Source organism: Paenibacillus vulneris (assembly GCF_039543185.1).
Classification (GTDB): Bacteria; Bacillota; Bacilli; order Paenibacillales; family NBRC-103111; genus Paenibacillus_S; species Paenibacillus_S vulneris.
The window spans coordinates 17,051-34,095 of sequence record NZ_BAABJG010000004.1; the positions used below are offsets into that span (position 1 = coordinate 17,051).

Annotated in this window: 15 protein-coding genes and 1 riboswitch; of the genes, 10 read left to right on the forward strand and 5 right to left on the reverse strand. The window is 52.8% G+C overall.

Going from position 1 to position 17,045, the window contains the following annotated elements; translation table 11 throughout:
* Nucleotides 1–17: 17 nt before the first annotated feature.
* A complete protein-coding gene (locus ABEA66_RS04270) occupies nucleotides 18–2,036 on the reverse strand; it encodes a beta-galactosidase (protein ID WP_345586388.1) in 2,019 nt (672 codons plus the stop codon).
* A gap of 137 nt (nucleotides 2,037–2,173) precedes the next feature.
* Between ABEA66_RS04270 and ABEA66_RS04275 the strand changes: the two genes are divergently transcribed.
* Entirely contained in the window at nucleotides 2,174–3,004 is an 831-nt protein-coding gene (locus tag ABEA66_RS04275) for an AraC family transcriptional regulator (protein WP_345586390.1), read from the forward strand.
* 195 nt (nucleotides 3,005–3,199) lie between these two features.
* Entirely contained in the window at nucleotides 3,200–4,060 is an 861-nt protein-coding gene (locus ABEA66_RS04280; protein WP_345586392.1) for a metallophosphoesterase, read from the forward strand.
* A gap of 122 nt (nucleotides 4,061–4,182) precedes the next feature.
* Here ABEA66_RS04280 and speB read toward each other — a convergent pair whose 3' ends face one another.
* Both speB and speE read right to left on the reverse strand, forming a co-directional pair.
* Nucleotides 4,183–5,052 carry an agmatinase gene (gene speB / locus ABEA66_RS04285; RefSeq protein ID WP_079911096.1) on the reverse strand — a complete coding sequence of 290 codons (870 nt, stop codon included), beginning with the start codon at nucleotides 5,050–5,052 and terminating at the stop codon, nucleotides 4,183–4,185.
* Between the two features lie 28 nt (nucleotides 5,053–5,080).
* Complete coding sequence (gene speE / locus ABEA66_RS04290) at nucleotides 5,081–5,908, reverse strand: polyamine aminopropyltransferase (protein WP_079911097.1); 828 nt, start codon at nucleotides 5,906–5,908, stop codon at nucleotides 5,081–5,083.
* Nucleotides 5,909–6,277: 369 nt separating this feature from the next.
* Between speE and ABEA66_RS04295 the strand changes: the two genes are divergently transcribed.
* The 5 genes from ABEA66_RS04295 to ABEA66_RS04315 all read left to right on the forward strand — a co-directional run bounded on the left by ABEA66_RS04295 (nucleotide 6,278) and on the right by ABEA66_RS04315 (nucleotide 11,337).
* The gene (locus tag ABEA66_RS04295) at nucleotides 6,278–8,329 is read left to right on the forward strand and encodes a transglycosylase domain-containing protein (RefSeq protein ID WP_377740952.1); all 2,052 of its coding nucleotides are present in this window, start codon (nucleotides 6,278–6,280) and stop codon (nucleotides 8,327–8,329) included.
* Between the two features lie 347 nt (nucleotides 8,330–8,676).
* A complete protein-coding gene (locus ABEA66_RS04300; RefSeq protein WP_345586398.1) occupies nucleotides 8,677–9,207 on the forward strand; it encodes a hypothetical protein in 531 nt (176 codons plus the stop codon).
* A 102-nt stretch (nucleotides 9,208–9,309) separates the two neighbouring features.
* The gene (locus ABEA66_RS04305; protein ID WP_345586400.1) at nucleotides 9,310–9,984 is read left to right on the forward strand and encodes a SanA/YdcF family protein; all 675 of its coding nucleotides are present in this window, start codon (nucleotides 9,310–9,312) and stop codon (nucleotides 9,982–9,984) included.
* Between the two features lie 28 nt (nucleotides 9,985–10,012).
* On the forward strand, nucleotides 10,013–10,570 hold the full coding sequence (locus ABEA66_RS04310; protein ID WP_079911451.1) for a GNAT family N-acetyltransferase: 558 nt from the start codon (nucleotides 10,013–10,015) through the stop codon (nucleotides 10,568–10,570).
* Nucleotides 10,571–10,596: 26 nt separating this feature from the next.
* Nucleotides 10,597–11,337 carry a metallophosphoesterase family protein gene (locus ABEA66_RS04315; RefSeq protein WP_079911101.1) on the forward strand — a complete coding sequence of 247 codons (741 nt, stop codon included), beginning with the start codon at nucleotides 10,597–10,599 and terminating at the stop codon, nucleotides 11,335–11,337.
* 136 nt (nucleotides 11,338–11,473) lie between these two features.
* Here ABEA66_RS04315 and ABEA66_RS04320 read toward each other — a convergent pair whose 3' ends face one another.
* Nucleotides 11,474–11,989, reverse strand: a complete 516-nt coding sequence (locus ABEA66_RS04320) for a YwhD family protein (RefSeq protein ID WP_079911102.1) — start codon at nucleotides 11,987–11,989, stop codon at nucleotides 11,474–11,476.
* Nucleotides 11,990–12,206: 217 nt separating this feature from the next.
* On the opposite strand from ABEA66_RS04320, the gene ABEA66_RS04325 reads away from it, so the two are divergent.
* The 3 genes from ABEA66_RS04325 (at nucleotide 12,207) to ABEA66_RS04335 (ending at nucleotide 16,273) form a co-directional block, all read left to right on the forward strand.
* Nucleotides 12,207–14,378, forward strand: coding sequence for a M1 family metallopeptidase (locus ABEA66_RS04325; protein WP_345586406.1), 2,172 nt, complete (start codon nucleotides 12,207–12,209; stop codon nucleotides 14,376–14,378).
* Nucleotides 14,379–14,393: 15 nt separating this feature from the next.
* On the forward strand, nucleotides 14,394–15,209 hold the full coding sequence (locus ABEA66_RS04330) for a hypothetical protein (RefSeq protein WP_079911104.1): 816 nt from the start codon (nucleotides 14,394–14,396) through the stop codon (nucleotides 15,207–15,209).
* A gap of 450 nt (nucleotides 15,210–15,659) precedes the next feature.
* Nucleotides 15,660–15,797, forward strand: a riboswitch (cyclic di-AMP (ydaO/yuaA leader).
* Between the two features lie 5 nt (nucleotides 15,798–15,802).
* Nucleotides 15,803–16,273, forward strand: coding sequence for a C40 family peptidase (locus ABEA66_RS04335; protein WP_079911105.1), 471 nt, complete (start codon nucleotides 15,803–15,805; stop codon nucleotides 16,271–16,273).
* Between the two features lie 195 nt (nucleotides 16,274–16,468).
* Here ABEA66_RS04335 and ABEA66_RS04340 read toward each other — a convergent pair whose 3' ends face one another.
* The gene (locus ABEA66_RS04340) at nucleotides 16,469–17,014 is read right to left on the reverse strand and encodes an NADPH-dependent FMN reductase (RefSeq protein WP_345586410.1); all 546 of its coding nucleotides are present in this window, start codon (nucleotides 17,012–17,014) and stop codon (nucleotides 16,469–16,471) included.
* Nucleotides 17,015–17,045: the final 31 nt, after the last annotated feature.

The following is a 17,045-nucleotide window of genomic DNA, read 5'->3' on the forward strand; positions in this document are numbered from 1 at the left end:
TTTTTTCAAGGAAAGGACTAAGGCTGCAAGTGAAGGATCGCAATCCCGTTAGGATCAAGCTCCAGCGAGCTATCAACGGACCGGCCGCTGATCAGGTCCACGAAAGCCCCTTCCGGAAGCCCCACGCTGGTTTTCTGTCCGTTATGGTTCAGCACGAAGATATAGCGGTCCCCGTTCGCCGATCGGCGTACCGTCGCCTCCACACCCGCAGGCGCCGTAACAGGAGCCTGCAGCTCCAATTCGGCCAGCAGGCCGCCCACGAGCTGCTTGATGTAGCCAGCCTCAGGCTGCGTGCCTACATAATAGGCCTTCCCACTTCCGAACGTATGTTCCGTAACGGCCGGAGAGCCTGCAAAGAAATCGGAAGAAAAGGATGCCAGAGCTTCGGCTCCCTCAAGCCGTATTATATCGGCCCAAAGATTGCAGCTGAACTCCCCGCCTCCGGTTATGCTGATGCCATTGGTTTGGCCCGGCAGCATAGGATCGAATTCCTCCACACAGATCCCAAGCAGCTTGCGAAGCGGTGCCGGGTATCCGCCCAAGTGGATGCGGTCATTCTCGTCAACGATGCCGCTGAAGAAGGTCGTTAGCAGCGTACCTCCGTTCTGCACGTACGATTCCAAATTGGCTGCGACGCCGGGAGCGACCATATACATTGCAGGCGCAATAACCAGCTTGTAGCTGCTTAAATCGGCGTTCGGCTGCACGAAGTCCACGCCGACATTATGCTCGAATAAAGCCTGGTAATACTGCTTGACCTGCTCCAGGTACAAGATGTCTCGGCTCGGCTTGGAGTCCAGTTCCAGCGCCCACCAGTTATGCCAGTCGAAGATCATCGCCACACGCGCCTCCACGCGGGAATCGACCAGGGCGTCAAGCCGTTTCAGCTCTTGTCCGAGCTGTTCGACTTCACGATAAATGCGGCTGTTCTCATCTCCGGTGTGCGTCACCATAGCGCCATGGAACTTCTCCGCACCGGCCTGGGATTGCCGCCACTGGAAGAACATCACGCCGTCCCCCCCATGGGCAATCGTCTGATAGCTCCATAGGCGCATAACGCCGGGACGCTTAAGCGGATTCTGCTGCCGCCAGTTCACCTGGCTTGTTACCTGCTCCATGAGAATAAACGGCTGCCCGCCCTTCAAGCTGCGCATCAAATCATGCTGCATGGCGGCAAATACCGGAATCCCCGCCGTCGGCTCTGGATAGCTGTCCCAGGTAACCACGTCCAGATGCTTGGCCCATTCGAAATGATCCAGCGGCTTGAAGGCTCCCATGAAATTCGTCATGATCGGCAAATGCGGCGTAATTTCCTTCAGAATCCGCTGCTCGCCCAAATAGGCGTCAAGCAGGCTGTCGGACATGAAGCGCTTGTAATCCAGCTGTTGGCCTGGGTTCGGGTACGTCGGTGTTTTGCCGGGCAGACCGATTTCTTCCCAGTCATAATATTTTTGGCTCCAGAAATTCGTTCCCCAGCGGGCATTCAGCTCATCAATCGTTCCGTAACGCTTTTGAAGCCATACGCGAAACTCCCGGGTACATTCCTCGCAGAAGCATTGGGAAATATGGCACGCATACTCGTTGTTGATATGCCACATAGCAAGTGCAGGATGGTCCTTATACCGTTCTGCCAGCTTGCGGACCAGCCGCTGTCCGTACAGGCGGAACGCCTTGCTGTTAGGGCAGTAATGCTGGCGCGAGCCTTGAGCGTAACGGGCCCCGTTCTCATCTACGGGCAACGACTCGGGATGCAGCTTCGCCAGCCATGCAGGCGGCGATGCGGTAGCGGTTGCCAGGTCCGCCATAATGCCGTGCTCGGCCATCAAATCCATCAGGCGGTCCAGCCATGCAAAATCGTATGTTTCCGGTCCCGGCTGCAGTGCAGCCCAGCTGAAGATACCGACGCTGACAATGTTGACGCCAGCCTTGTTCATCAAACGCATATCGTCTTTCCATACTTCCTCCGGCCATTGCTCCGGATTATAATCTCCCCCATAGAACAAATGGGGAAGCTTAACATTTTTGGATACGGTCATAACGAAACCTCCTCAAAATAGGATCATATGCATAGGATAAATCTTATTGAGGTGCTATTTCAATCGGATCATTTTCTTGTTAATATGAATATATTCATATTGGTTTCTACGGAAGCATAAGGCGGTGTCTCTACCCTTTGGACTACAATATATTCGGCGTCATGACGGAAATGGATTTGAAATATCCGATCTATATTACGAATGCGGGCGGCTGGCGCAATCAGGAGCCCATGCACCGGGAGAAGGGCTTCCCCGACTACCAGTGGATTCAGACGGTGAGCGGGGCCGGTCAGCTGGAGGTCGGCGGCAAGCTATATACGGTAAGTGAGGGACAAGGCATGTTCCTGCTTCCTAATGAGAAGCACGGCTATGCTCCGGTCCGCGAGCCCTGGACAGTCAAATGGGTGACGTTCAACGGAGCTCATATGGCTGAGCTGCTGGCTTCCATGCATTTCGATACATCGACCATCCTATATTTAAGCAATCCCGATGTGACACTTAATAAAATCAATGCCATCGTCTCGATCCTGCAATCGGAAGATCCGCTGCGGGGAGCGGAATGCTCCTCCCTCGGCTATCAGCTGCTGCTCGATCTGTTCCTGTACGCCTCCCGTTCGGAGGTCCGTACCAAAAGGCAGCATGCGGAGCAGCTCGCTCCGGCATTTCTGTATATCGAGGCCCACTATCACGAGACCATCAGCTTGCAGCAGCTTGCCGACCAGCTCGGAGTCACTCCCCAGCATACCTGCCTGCTGTTCCAGCAGACGCTCGGCATCCGTCCCTTTGCCTACTTGACCCGCTACCGGCTGCGAAAGGCAAAGGAGCTGCTGCTCAAGCAGCCGAATACGGAGGTTCGCGATATCGCCCGCAGCGTCGGGTACGAGGACAGCAGCTACTTTATCAAGCTGTTCAAAAAGCAGGAAGGGATTACCCCGAGCAACTTTCGCAAAATTCACCGCCTGGCTTGACAGCAACCTTTGCCCTGCGTAGAGCGTAAATACCATATTAATAGTTTTTCCAAAATAAGGAGCGGTGTGCATCATGCTGTTAGTCATGAGTTATCAGGCGGTATGGAATTGCAGTGTTCCTCCCTATAGGGCGGACCTGGCTGATATCCTCTGCCCGGTGAAATATGAACATCCTCGGCGTATGGGGCGTGCCCTATGACCTCCAAGCTCAGCAGAAGATCTTTTCTGAAGCATGCGCTGTCCGGCTTCGCGCAGCTTGCCGTATTATCCGCAGGCGGTTACGGTTACGCACGCTATGCCGAACCTCGCTGGCTGCAAACCAAGCATCTGACCTTAACGCTGAAGCGGCTGCCTCCCGCCTTTAACGGGATGCGGATCGTCCAATTCAGCGACGTACATCTCGGGTTCCATTATACAGCGGAGCAGCTCTCTCATCTGGTCGGCATTATCCAGTCCCATGAACCCGATCTGATCTGCTTTACCGGCGACCTGTACGACTACGTCGTTCTGGAAGACGCCCCTGCGGTTATCCAGGCGTTGTCCCGGCTGGAAGCCCCCCTCGGCAAAGGAGCCGTTCTTGGAAATCACGATTACTACGGCAAGGAGCCGAAGAAAATTACGAAGATTTTGGCCGACAGTGGCTTCTATGTCTTGAACAACCAGTCCGTCGCCCTGAACCGGGGCAAGGATTACATATGGCTGAGCGGCATAGAAGATATGTGGAACGGGCAGCCGGACATCGACAAGGCGATGCAATCCGTGCCCCCTAACGACTTTGTGCTGCTGCTGTCCCATTGTCCCGATTTCGCCGATATCGCTCTTCAATATCCGATCGATTTGCAGCTATCCGGTCACAGTCACGGCGGCCAGGTGCGGCTTCCCTTCTATGGCCATATCGTCACTCCCGAATACGCCAAAAAATACGTAGACGGCCTGTATATTTTGGGCGACGGCAAGCTGCAGGTCTATACCAATCGGGGCATCGGCGTGTCCCAATACCCGGTCCGGTTTTACTGCCGTCCGGAGCTAACGGTCTTAACCCTGCAATCGGGGTAAGCTTGCCGTACGAAGACCCGCAAAATGGAGCCTCGATTCTTAAGCCCATGGAATGAATAAATTATGTAAAAAGGCAGCCCCTGCGCCATCGGCGCAAGAGCTGCCTCTTTCTATTGCATCTATTATTTCACTAGTCCGAGCAAAATTTCTCTGATAAGCTTAGCCGCTACAATTTGCGTCTGCTCCGTCGGATCGTAGGCAGGGGCTACCTCCACCACATCGGCGCCAACGACATTCAGGTTAGCCGCAGCCATTGCATGAATTGCAGCCAGCAGCTCCTTCGAGGTGATGCCGCCCGCTTCTGCGGTACCGGTACCCGGTGCGCAGGAAGGATCGAGGACATCGATATCGATAGTCAAATAAACCGGACGACCCGCCAGCTCCGGAAGCACCTTTTTCAAAGGCTCCAATACTTCGAACGGATGGAAGTTGATATTCTCGCGGGCATAGCGGAATTCTTCGCGGGAGCCGGAGCGGATACCAAACTGGTAAATGTTGCGTCCGCCCATTAACTCAGCCGCTTTGCGAAGCGGTGTGGAGTGCGACAGCGGTTCGCCTTCGTACTGCTCGCGCAAATCCGCATGAGCGTCGAAATGAACGATCGCCAAATCAGGGTATTTGGCATAAACCTCGCGGAAGATCGGCCAAGAGCACAGATGCTCTCCGCCAAGACCGAGCGGGAATTTGCCGTCATTCAGCAAGCCGCGGACATATTCACCGATGATATCCAGGCTGCGCGCCGCATTGCCGAAAGGCAGCAGCAAATCGCCTGCATCGAAGTACTTTATGTCCTCGAGGCTTTTGTCAAGATAAGGGCTGTACTCCTCCAGACCGATCGACACTTCGCGGATACGCGGAGGGCCAAAGCGGGAGCCTGGACGGAAGCTGACCGTAAAGTCCATAGGCATACCATATATAACGGCTCGGGATGCCTCGTAATCATCAGAACTTAAAATAAATACGTTACCGGAATAAGCTTGATCCAAACGCATGCGTGACACTTCCTTACTTTAGAGATATTTATTTCGTAAGATCTTCTACGAATTTCGGCAAGGCGAAAGCCGCTTTATGCAGTCGAGGCGTGTAGTACTTCGTCTCGATTTCAGGAATTTTCGTCTCATCGACCTCGAGCGGATCGTACTTTTTGCTGCCCATCGTGAAGGTCCACAAGCCGCTTGGGTACGTCGGAATATTCGCGCAGTATACGCGTACGATCGGGAAGATTTCTTTTACATCACGGTTTACCGTTTGGATCAAGTCCGCCTTGAACCAAGGATTGTCCGTTTGCGCTACGAAAATACCGTCTTCCTTCAATGCTTCGAAGATGCCTTGATAAAATCCGCGGGTGAACAGCTCTACTGCCGGTCCAACCGGCTCCGTAGAGTCGACCATAATGACATCGTATGTATTTTTATGATCATGGATATGCATGTAGCCGTCGTTCACGATAACCTCTACGCGGGGGTTATCCAGCTGCCCTGCGATTTCCGGCAAGTACTTCTTGGAATACTCGATTACTTTACCGTCGATTTCTACAAGTACCGCTTTCTCCACTTCCGGGTGCTTCAGCACTTCGCGGATAACCCCGCCGTCGCCGCCGCCTACAACCAGCACATGCTTAGGATTAGGATGCGTGTAAAGCGCAGGGTGCGCCACCATTTCATGGTACACAAACTCATCCTTAATCGTAGTCATCACCATGCCGTCCAAAACAAGCATGCGTCCGAATTCTTCTGTATCGATCATGGCGAGGTCTTGAAAGGCGGTCTTCTCCGTTACAAGCGTCTCACGAATTTTTGCGGTAATGCCGAAACTTTCGGTTTGCTTCTCCGTGTACCACAATTCCATTATCAGTTCACCCTTCCTTCTTCATCATACCGGTTCATTCCAGGTCCTGAAGCGTATGGTTTTTTCCTATTCCAAACGGGCCGATTTCCTGCGTTATCTGCTTCTGGTTTTGCGTCAAGTTGTATTATAGTGTATCCACCCGAAAATGCAAATACAAACCGGATGAAATTCGGAACCTTTAAAAAAAATTAACGCGGATGCCGCATTCCTTGAATAGCCGTTTCTATGTTTTTCCATAATGGAAAGTAAGGACTCTTATAAGCTTGGGTTGAAATAGCCCTACAAAGCGGGCACTGGCCTTGAGCCTAGTCCAGTCCTTTTTTTGGGGGAGCTCCAAAATTATAATGTTGTATGAAAGGAGGGATGATCGTGTCCGATGCGAAAAAGAACAAACCGGCCGAGCCGGACGAGCTTCGCTGGTTCCGAAAGCTGAAATCGGCTGTCTCGCTCACTTTCTCTACGCTCCTTATGACTACGGCCGTCATCTTCATCCTGCTGTTATATATGCGTTCCCAGGCGCTGCCGGTCTCCAAAATGGGTCCCTCGACCGAAATGTACGATATGCACGGAGAGGTGCTGGAAACATTAAACGGGGGAAAAAACCGCCAGGAGGTTCCTCTTGACAACATTTCCCCTTATTTGGTCGAAGCGACGCTGGCCATTGAGGATCGTAATTTTTACAATCATTACGGCTTTGATCTGCGCGGGATCGCACGGGCGGCCGTCGTCAACCTGCAGCATATGGCCAAGGTTCAGGGGGCCGGTACGATTACGCAGCAGCTGGCCCGGAATCTGTACTTATCACACGAGCGCACATGGTCGAGAAAGCTGAAGGAAACGTACTACGCCGTCCAAATGGAATTGCATATGACCAAGGACGAAATATTGGACGAGTATTTGAATCAAATTTATTACGGGCATTCCACCTACGGCATTCAGGCGGCGGCCAAGCTGTTCTTCGGCAAGGATGCCAAGGATTTGACGCTTGCCGAAAGCGCCATGCTGGCCGGTATTCCGAAAGGTCCCCGCTACTATTCTCCCTACTATGATATGAAAAGCGCAAAGGACCGGCAGGAAACGGTGCTCCAAACGATGGTCCATGCCGGCATCATCAGTCAGGGACAGGCCGATCAGGCGGCTAAGGAAAAGCTGACAATCCTGCCGTTGGAGCCCCGCAAACCGGCGATCGCGGGCTACTTCCGCGATTATGTGCGCAGTGTGGCGACGGAAAAGCTGGGCATTACGGAGGACCAGTTCGATGACGGCGGCCTGAAAATCTATACGACGCTGGATATCAATACCCAGAGGGTCGCCGAAGAAACCGTGAGCTCCCAATTGGAGCCCTATCCGGAGATGCAGGCCGCACTGGTGGCAATCGACCCGCGCAACGGCTACGTCAAAGCGATGGTCGGCGGACGCAACTACAGCGAGAATCAATATAACCGGGCATTGTCCAATACCCGGCAGCCGGGCTCTTCCTTTAAGCCGATCATGTATGTCACCGCGCTTCAGCAAAAGCAGTATACCCCGGTGACACGGTTTAAAAGCGAGCCTACGACATTCACCTATGACAACGGAAAGCAAACGTACACGCCGAGCAACTTCGATAACAAGTATTTTGACTGGATCGATCTGCGGCAGGCGATCGCCAAATCGGACAACATCTTCGCCGTTCATACCATACTGGACGTAGGGCCGGAGAATGTCATTGCGATGGCGCGCAAAATGGGCATCAACAGCCCGATGAAGCCGCTCCCCTCGCTAGCGCTTGGCACCTTCCCGGTAAGCCCGTTCGAGATGGCGTCCGCCTTCGGCATCTTCGCCAACCAAGGCGTCCGGGTCGAGCCTACAATCATCACCCGCATCGAAGACAGCTACGGGCGGGTTCTGTATCAGGCGAATCCGGCCAAGGAAACGGTCATCCCGCCTGCTTACACTTACGTCATGACGCAGCTCATGGAGAGCGTATTCGAGACGGGGGGCACCGGCAACCGCGTCTCCGCCGTGCTGAAGCGTCCGGTTGCGGGCAAGACCGGCACCACCAACACAGACGCCTGGCTGGTCGGCTATACGCCCGAGCTGTCGACGGCCGTCTGGGTCGGTTATGACAAAGACCGGAACATCAATGCGGTAGAATCGCATCTGGCCGCCCCTATCTTTGCGGAGTTTACGGAGCATGCGCTGGAATCGGTTCCGCCGAAGCTGTTCCCGATCCCCGACGGGGTGACCAGCGTCTACATTGATCCGGCGACAGGCAAGCTGGCGAATGATGACTGCCCTAACTCCAGAATGGAAGCCTTCGTGCAGGGAACCGAGCCTACCGACTACTGCACCGAGCAGAAGAAAGAGCCTGTGAAGCCGGCCAAGCCAAAAGGCAACGGCACCTGGTGGGAAGATCTGAAGCGCTGGTGGAACGATTAATGAGGGAGCCGCATCGGATACGGTGCGGCGAGTCTGTTAAAAAAACCGAAAATCTGAAAATTCGCTTCGGTCCCCCGGTGAGGTATCCCCTTCCGGCCGCTGTTGTTCTCGGGAAACTTTGATTATATACGCTTTATAGCGGGGATTTCCCGAAAACAAAGGCGAACGCTATCGCTCCTACAAAGGATACCCCGCCTGTCACCTTTTCCATTTTCTGCATGATAGGTTTTTTCAACGACCTGGCCGCATCGGATACGGTGCGGCTTTTTTGCTTTTTTAGCCAAATTCCTTCCATATTATGACACACAGCTATGCTATACTATGAGGACAACATTGGAGGTGCGTTTATGGGGCTTCATTCCATTCTAACTGCGGCAAAAAGCATCACAGAGCGGCTGGATACGGCCGGCATCCCTTATGCTTCCGGCGGAAGCGGCCTATTGTACAGCCTCGGGCTCACAGAGCAGGTTCGCGACTGGGATATCACGACGGAGGCACCGCTTGAGGATGTGGAGAAAGCACTGAAAGGAATTTCGTGGACCAGGGCCGTCAGCGGGGATTATCCCTTTGCAAGCAGCTACCGGCTTTCCATCACACACGGTTCCCTTCCTGTAGATCTGATAGGCGGCTTCGCGATTCATACGGATGCCGGATTATGCCGGCTGTATTCCCATTCCTCCCGCGTATGGGAAGGCATCCCTATGGGGAGTCCCGAAGTATGGGCGGCCGCCTATGCATTGATGAACCGTGAGGAGAAGGCGAATAAGCTATTCTCCTATTTGACCGAAAGCGGAGCGGACCAGGAGAGGCTGCAGCAGCTGCTGCAGGAACCGCTGCCAGAGCCTGTCCGCAGCAGACTTCTCGCTTTAACAATATGATTTTCAATGCAGGTCAAGCGTTAGCCGGATATCAGAAACTTTTGCGCCATTTGCCGCGTTATATACCATACAAACTAATTTTTCCATAGGTAAGGTTGGGAAATGATGAAGCTAAAATGGAAGCTTACGGCTGTCATCGTGCTGATTGCCGCTCCGATCTTCACTGTATTCACGATTAACAGCATTGTGAAATCCTCCGCGGCACCGTACATTGTCAGTGTTGAGGAGGCTCCTAAGGCCGAGGCTATTCTTGTTCTGGGTGCAAGGGTATATCCTAACGGCTCGGTATCCAGCATGCTGGGAGACCGATTGGATGCGGCCCTTGAGCTCAAGGAGGCAGGCAAAGCGGACCGGTTCATTGTGAGCGGTGATCACGGCAGAATGGATTACGACGAGGTCAATACGATGAGACGCTATCTGGAGCAGCGAAATGTAGAACCGGAGCATATCTTCATGGATCACGCCGGATTTAGCACATATGAAAGCATGTACCGCGCTAAAGATATTTTCCAGGCGAAAAAAATCGTGATCGTGACCCAGGAGTACCATCTGATGCGCGCTGTCTATACCGCCCGGCAAATGGGTTTGGATGCTTACGGCGTCGCCTCGGACAGGCAGCAATACGCCGGGATGCCGCGCTACGAAACCCGCGAGGTATTAGCCAGGAACAAAGACTTTCTTTATGTAAATTTATTAAAGCCTAAACCGACTTATTTGGGGGACCCGATTCCCGTGATGACCTCTGACGGAAGAATCACCTCTGACGGCAAATCATAACGAACTCAGGTGAACAGAAGCTATGCCTATGAAGCTGCAAGCTGACATTGTCCATATACGCCCCCTCGCTCTATCCGATGCCGAAGCGCTGCATCGCCTTCGCACCGAGAACCGGGAATACCACCGGCTGTTTGAGCCGGTCCGCCCGGACGACCATTTTACGCTTGAGTTCCAGGAGGAACAAATTCGCCTAAGCCTGGTAAATGCGCAAAACGATACCAGCTACAGCTTCGGTATTTTTTTAAATGAAAGCGAGCATTTAATTGGACGCGTTAACCTATCCTCTGTATTCCGGGGGCCTTGGCAAAACGCTAATATCGGCTATTATTTAGATAAAGGGCATACAGGCAAAGGCTATGCGACGGAAGCCGTCAAGCTGACCGTACATTGCGCCTTCCACCATTTGAAGCTGCATCGCGTCCAAGGCGCTGTTATGCCCCGCAATACACCTTCCATCCGTGTGCTTGAGAAAGCAGGTTTTCGTTACGAGGGCTTAGCCCGAAACTACTTGCATATTCATGATGTGTGGGAGGATCATAATATTTATGCAATTACCTGTGAGGAGCAGCAGCAGGATCTTCCTTAATTTCAGGTAGCCAGGAGGGCTGCATAATGCAAAAAATAGCTGTCATATCCGATATTCACGGCAACATTCCGGCTCTCGATGCAGTGCTAGAGGACATACGCCAGCGGGGAGTCACGGCTATCTATTGTTTGGGAGATTTGGTCGGTACCGGCCCTCATCCGGCCGAAGCCGTTGATACCATCAAGGAGCTGTGTCCCGTCGTTGTAATGGGAAACTGGGATCATCTATTGACCAAGCCTAGTCAGGACGAGGTTCTCCAGTGGCATCAGCGCCGGTTAGGGGAGGAACGCCTCCGCTGGCTCGGGCAGCTTCCCTTCTCCCACGATTTTATGATGAGCGGCAAGAAGATCCGGTTGTTTCACGCATCCCCGGTCAGTGTGTATACGCGCATTCAGCCGTGGGATTCAATGGAAAGCCGGCTCACCATGTTTCATAATACCGACCAGACAGGAGGAACGGATGGCAGCGAGCTGCCCGATGTCGTCGGCTACGGAGACATTCACAACGCCTACTCCCAAAATCTGCGCGGAAGAACGCTGTTTAATGCAGGCAGCGTAGGCAACCCTCTCGACATCCCGCAGGCCTCCTATGCCATATTGGAAGGGCAGCTCGACAGCTCCGTTCCTTCCGCCTTCTCCATCCAGCTTGTCCGGGTTCCTTATGATATCGAGCTGGCCGTCCGTCTGGCGGAGCAGGCCGATATTCCGCTGCTCGAACCGTACAGCCGCGAGCTTCGAACAGGGCGTTACCGCGGCTTGAAGGAATAATTCTATTTTTGTCCAACACAAAAAGGCAGACCGAGGTCTGCCTTTTTGCTGTCCTAGTATATGTTGCATATACTGAGCAATAGTATACATCGTTCGCGAGGACTTATACAATGGAAGTCACATAATGTACATAATTTTATGCCAGCGCTTCCTTCAGCGCCTCATCTGAGTTTTCCCACATCTCCGGGTTGTACTCCATAAGCAATTTTCGCAAGGCCGCCTTCTCCCGGGCCGGCAAATTTTCCAGCATGATCCGGCGTTTTAGCGCATAATCCATCCGGTTTACATGGTCAGCCAGGATCTTCCACCCGCGTCTTGCCTCCGGATCGACCGACATTTCGCAGGACGTCACACCCGCATAATAAGAGCCGGATTCCCTGCGGTCTGCCGCTACCCAAACGATCCAGCAGGTGCGCCCGTTCGGGACGTCCTCCTTGTTTGTCGAGAATTTGATGCCCTTCTCCACTTTGCTCTTCGCATGCAGAGCTCCCATATCGAGATACGCTTCGTCCCCATCGATAATGACGCTGGACAGCTGGCTCAGGTCGATAGATCCTGCGCCAAAGCCGCGATGCTCCACCTTGCCGCTGACAATGTTGAGGGAGTTCAATTTTTTCGGCTTATCCGCCGCTTGATCCTTATTTATATCCATTAATGGCACCATCCGTCTTTAATGTTATCGTCTTGCCCGTTCCTTCTATTTTAGCTAAAATGCCCCCCCTATTTCCACTAAAAACGAAAAATTATTGATACAGCCCTCAGCGGACAGGGTAAGCAGCCTGAAAAATTTCTTTTGTACCGAGCAGAAATAATCCTCGTCCCACAAACATATACATGCTGTAGATGCTTGTCAACGGGGTGAAAAATAGATGAAAAATGTTATCGGCAACCGACTCGCGCAATGGTGTCTTCTCGTAGTCCTTGCCAGCGGAGCAACCTTTGCAAGCCAAGCCCTGCCGGGCGCTAGCCTTCCGCAGCAAGCTCCATTCTCTCTATCCGACCTGCGCGAGGGTGCGGAACTATTAGGCTCGCTCGCACCGAATCCCGTCGCCATGACCTCCTCATCATTGAAGGGAGAGCCCGACTTTCAACCGTATCAATTCGATCTGTCTCAAGCGGACGGCTCCTCGCTGGGTCTTCAGCTCCAGCCTCTGGCCAAGCCCGTGGCAGCACGTATGAACGAGCCAGCAACGCCGGCGCCTCCCAGCTTGCCGGCCAAGCCTATCGAGAAGCCTGCCCCGCAGCCGCTCAGCTCCCGCATCGTCGAGTATCATATGAACGTCGAGCTGGATGCGGCGAAAAAGCAGATTGCCGGCACTCAGACGCTGACCTGGAAAAATCCCGGAAGCCAGCCGGTACAAGAGCTTTACTTCCACATGTACCCGAATGCGTTCAAATCCAAAAAAACGACCTTCATGAAAGAGTCCGGCGGCAAGCTGAGGGAAGATAAAAGCACAGAAAACAATACAGGGAATATGGACATCAGCAGTATCAAAACGTTAGAGGGCGAGGAGCTCGTCTCCAAAATGGAGTATGTTCAGCCCGACGACGGTAACAAGGATGACCAGACCTTGATGAAAATCACCCTGCCCAAGGCGGTGAACCCCGGAGAGCGAATCACGCTGAAAACCAACTTTTCCGTTCAGTTCCCTTCTGTGTTCGCCAGGATGGGGTACGCCGACGATTTCATCATGGCTGGGCAGTGGTTCCCGAAGGTAGCCGTCTATGAGCCGGCAGGTACCAGAGGACGCACGGCCGAGGGCTGGAATTTGCACCAATATCACGGCAATTCGGAGTTTTATGCGGATTTCGGCATTTTTGACGTACGCATCAAAGTGCCGTCCAGCTACACAGTTGCAGCCACCGGTTTTCCGACGAAGCCGCCTGCGGACGACGGGAAGACGAAAACCTATTCGTTCTATTCCGATGACGTGCATGATTTTGCCTGGGCCGCCTCCCCTCATTTCATTTATTATGAAGAGCCCTACGCCACCCAGCAAATTCCGGGCGTCCGCATCAAGCTGTATCTCGATCCCAAGCACGAGCAGCTGAAAAACCGTTACATGACCGCCGCCAAAAAAGCATTGGCACGGTTCTCCCAATGGTATGGCAGCTACCCGTACTCCACGCTCTCGATCGTTGTACCGCCCGAGAACGGCAATGGAGCAGGTGGCATGGAATACCCGACACTCGTCACCGGTTGGGGAGCAGCCAGCGAACAGCCGGACCTGGAGCTTGAGCGGGTAATCGTACATGAAATTGGACATCAATTCTGGTATGGCATGGTCGCGAACAACGAGTTCGAGGAAGCTTGGCTGGATGAGGGCTTTACCTCCTATGCCGAGGATAAGCTGATGGAGCTGGAGTACGGCGTTAAGCCGAATCTGCTCGTGGAGTCCAGCTATATGACTTCTCCGGCAGCGCTCAAGCTGGATTCCTGGGCGTACCGGGGCCACAATCAATATGCCGAGAACGTCTACATCCGGGCCAAGCTGGTATTAAAGTCGCTCGAGCAGCAAATCGGCCGGGATACGATGGACCGTGTGATGAAGACCTATTTCCAGCGCTGGAAGTTCAAGCATCCGACGACCTCCGATTTCCAGAAGGTACTGGAGGACGTGACCAAGACGAGCTGGGCAGCCTTCTTCGATCAATATGTCTATAACGGCCTTATGGTAGACTACGCCGTGACCGGCATTCACAGCAAGCAGGTTGTCCAGGAAGGACAGCCCTTATATGAGAATACGGTCCGTATTCAAAGGTTCGGGGGAACCTATTCTACGATTCCCATCCGCTTCCATTTTGCCGATGGCTCGCAAATTGATAAAACCTGGGACGGGATCGACGCCGACGTCCAGTTCAAGCTGAATCACACGGCGCCTTTGGATTACGCTTCTATCGACCCGCATTACTCTATCGTGCTGGAAAACAAGCGAATCAACAGCTTTATGAAAACTAATGTGGACAGCAAGCTATCCATTCGCTGGAATGTCGGTGTGGTCAAATTAATCGAGACCTTGTTCGGCTGGGTCGCATGGTGAGGTGAGCAAGCGCTTATGTTGAATTTAATAAAAAAAGGATTGGGCTTAACCTGGAACCAGCCTTTTACCGTATGCACTCTATTTATTTATAATCTGCTGTGGGGGCTCGGGCTCTTCGAATGGATCCACTCCATCGTCTTCCCCTTGCTCCGCCGCTATCCCGGCAAAGAGCAGGCCCGTGAAGCGGTACAGCTCTTCTGGATCGAAGGCCAGTTCCAATTGACGAAGACCGACCTCGTGCAGCCTTACCTTCTGTGGGGGCTCGGGCTGCTGCTGGCCCGCATGCTGCTCACCCCGGTGCTGAACGCCGGTGTATACTACTCACTTAAGCATACCGAATTAAACGCCGGTTACCGGTTCGTCCAAGGGATACGTGAGCTGACCTTACCGTTCTTCGGCTACTATCTGGCCCAAATGGCGCTGCAGCTCGGCCCGCTGTACTGGCTGATCCCCAAAGCAGCCCAGCTGTACAGCAAGCAAGCAACACTGTATGCGGCTGCGCAGGAATTGCTGCCTTGGCTCGGCGCCTATCTGGCCTACATGTTTATTCTGCAGACGCTGTTTATGTATCTGCAATTCGGGAAAGTATGCGGAAAGTCATCCTTATTCTCCGTATCCCTCCTGCTGCGCAACGTTCTTCCTGCCCTGTTGATCGCTGTCACGGTCGCACTGATCGGCCTTCTTATTACCGCCGCCGTCGTGACATCCACCATGATATGGGCCGGATTCCTTGCTCTTCTCGGCTTTCAAGCCTACCGCTTCATCCATATGTTCTGCAAAATGTGGGAGATCACGGCTCAATACGCGCTTTGGTCCGCCAAAAGCGAATAGCTTCCCCCGATGTCCTGACCGGCAGAGAGAAACAAACGGACCCGCTAAATTTTAAAAAACATCAAAAAAACCGTCCGCTTCCCCTTGGAAGCTGCGACGGTTTTTTCGTGTTACAGGGTTCAGGGTTACATCCCAATTCATGCCACCCGATGTGAGATAACAGATTTTATCCATAAAGTCAATAGCCCGTTAAATCGGGCAACCTCACTACAGACAGTAATGTTCCACGATTTGGACGACGCCCATGTCAAACGACTCAGCATTTTGTCGAAATATGGATGGAAACGCCCCGTTTCCTCCCAATGATTTTTCATTGTAAACCTTTTCATCTACTGCTTTTTTAGAAATTTCGAGAAATATAGCAAAAAAACCTTTATAATTGTGAACTTTTTATGACAGCGGGAGGAAAACTGCATATTTGATCGAATTGTTGTAGTCGTAACAAAAATAACGTACATATTGCCGAATTTCCACAGCGGAAAACGGGGGATCCAAATACCCGGGTGAATTGATCTCGCAACAGAGTGATCATAGGGAGCCTTCAACCGAACCCTTAAGCTAACCTCGTAGGCATCGGAAGGGGAAAATTTCCTTTGAAAAAGTTTTTTGGTTTTGCCGTTTCTGTGGCACTGTTTTGCAGCATTCAAGTAGGAAGCGCTTTTGCGGAAACGCCGCTAAGTCAAGCCGTGAACGAAGAGCTGGGAGCGCCTTATAAATGGGCGGGCACCACAGCAAAAGGCTTTGATTGCTCCGGCTACACTTCCTTCGTCTTCGCAAAATTCGATATCGATTTGCCTCATACGTCTAAAGGACAAGCAGCGATCGGTACAACGGTGTCCCAAGATGAGCTACGCCCAGGCGATCTTGTGTTCTATAACACGGATGGCAAAGGAATCTCACATGTCGGTATTTATGTTGGTGACGGAAAGTTCTACCATTCCGCCACAAACAAAGGCGTTACCGTGACCAAGCTTAGCGATTCCTACTACGCCAAGCGTTTTGTCACAGCGAAACGCATCCTGTCGGAAGAGCAGTACCAAGCTGTGATGACCGACAGCAAATAGAAGCATCGCGCAACTATTTTTTGAAGCCCTCAGCGTTTGCCTCCGTTACGTCTCCAGCGTCCGGACAAGCCTGCAGGGCTCTCTTTCTTCTATACGATTGGTTACCCGAAAAAGTTCCACTTGAACCCGTTTTCTCGCCCTTCCAATTTCGACCAGGTGAGTAAACCTAGAGACTCACGTCTCGAAAGGAATCCTTCACTCGCTTCCCCGCTTCAGTACCGCATCCGACATCCTTACAAGCAATCGCCTTATCTCCTCAGCCGCTTCCGCATCCGTCCATTCGCCCCGATCGTTGATCTTTTTGGATACGAGTGGAATCGACAGCTGTCCTCCTTCGAACAGGTGAGCGGTTAGCATGCCTAAAGTCAGCATCAGGGAAGCATGAGCCACCTTCCCTCCTGTCGCTAGCGGGGAAGCGCTTATGGCGGCCGTCGGTTTATTCATCAGCTCTCCCGACGAGACCAGCCAATCCAACGCGTTCTTCAGAACGCCGGGCACTCCATTCGCATATTCCGGCGTACAGATCATCACTCCATCTGCCGCTTGCAGCGTCTTTCGCCATACAGCTACCGAAGCCGGTGGAGCATCTCCATCCAAGTCGGGATTAAAATGCGGGAGATCCCCTATCCCCTCAAAGCTAACCAGCTCCATCCCCTCCGGCACCAAAGCCTCTGCGGCCTGCAGCAGCCTTGTATTAGAGGATTCCTTGCGCAAGCTGCCGGAAATCGTTACGATTCTCATTCTGCTCCTCCTCCTTTTCGTCATGATACGA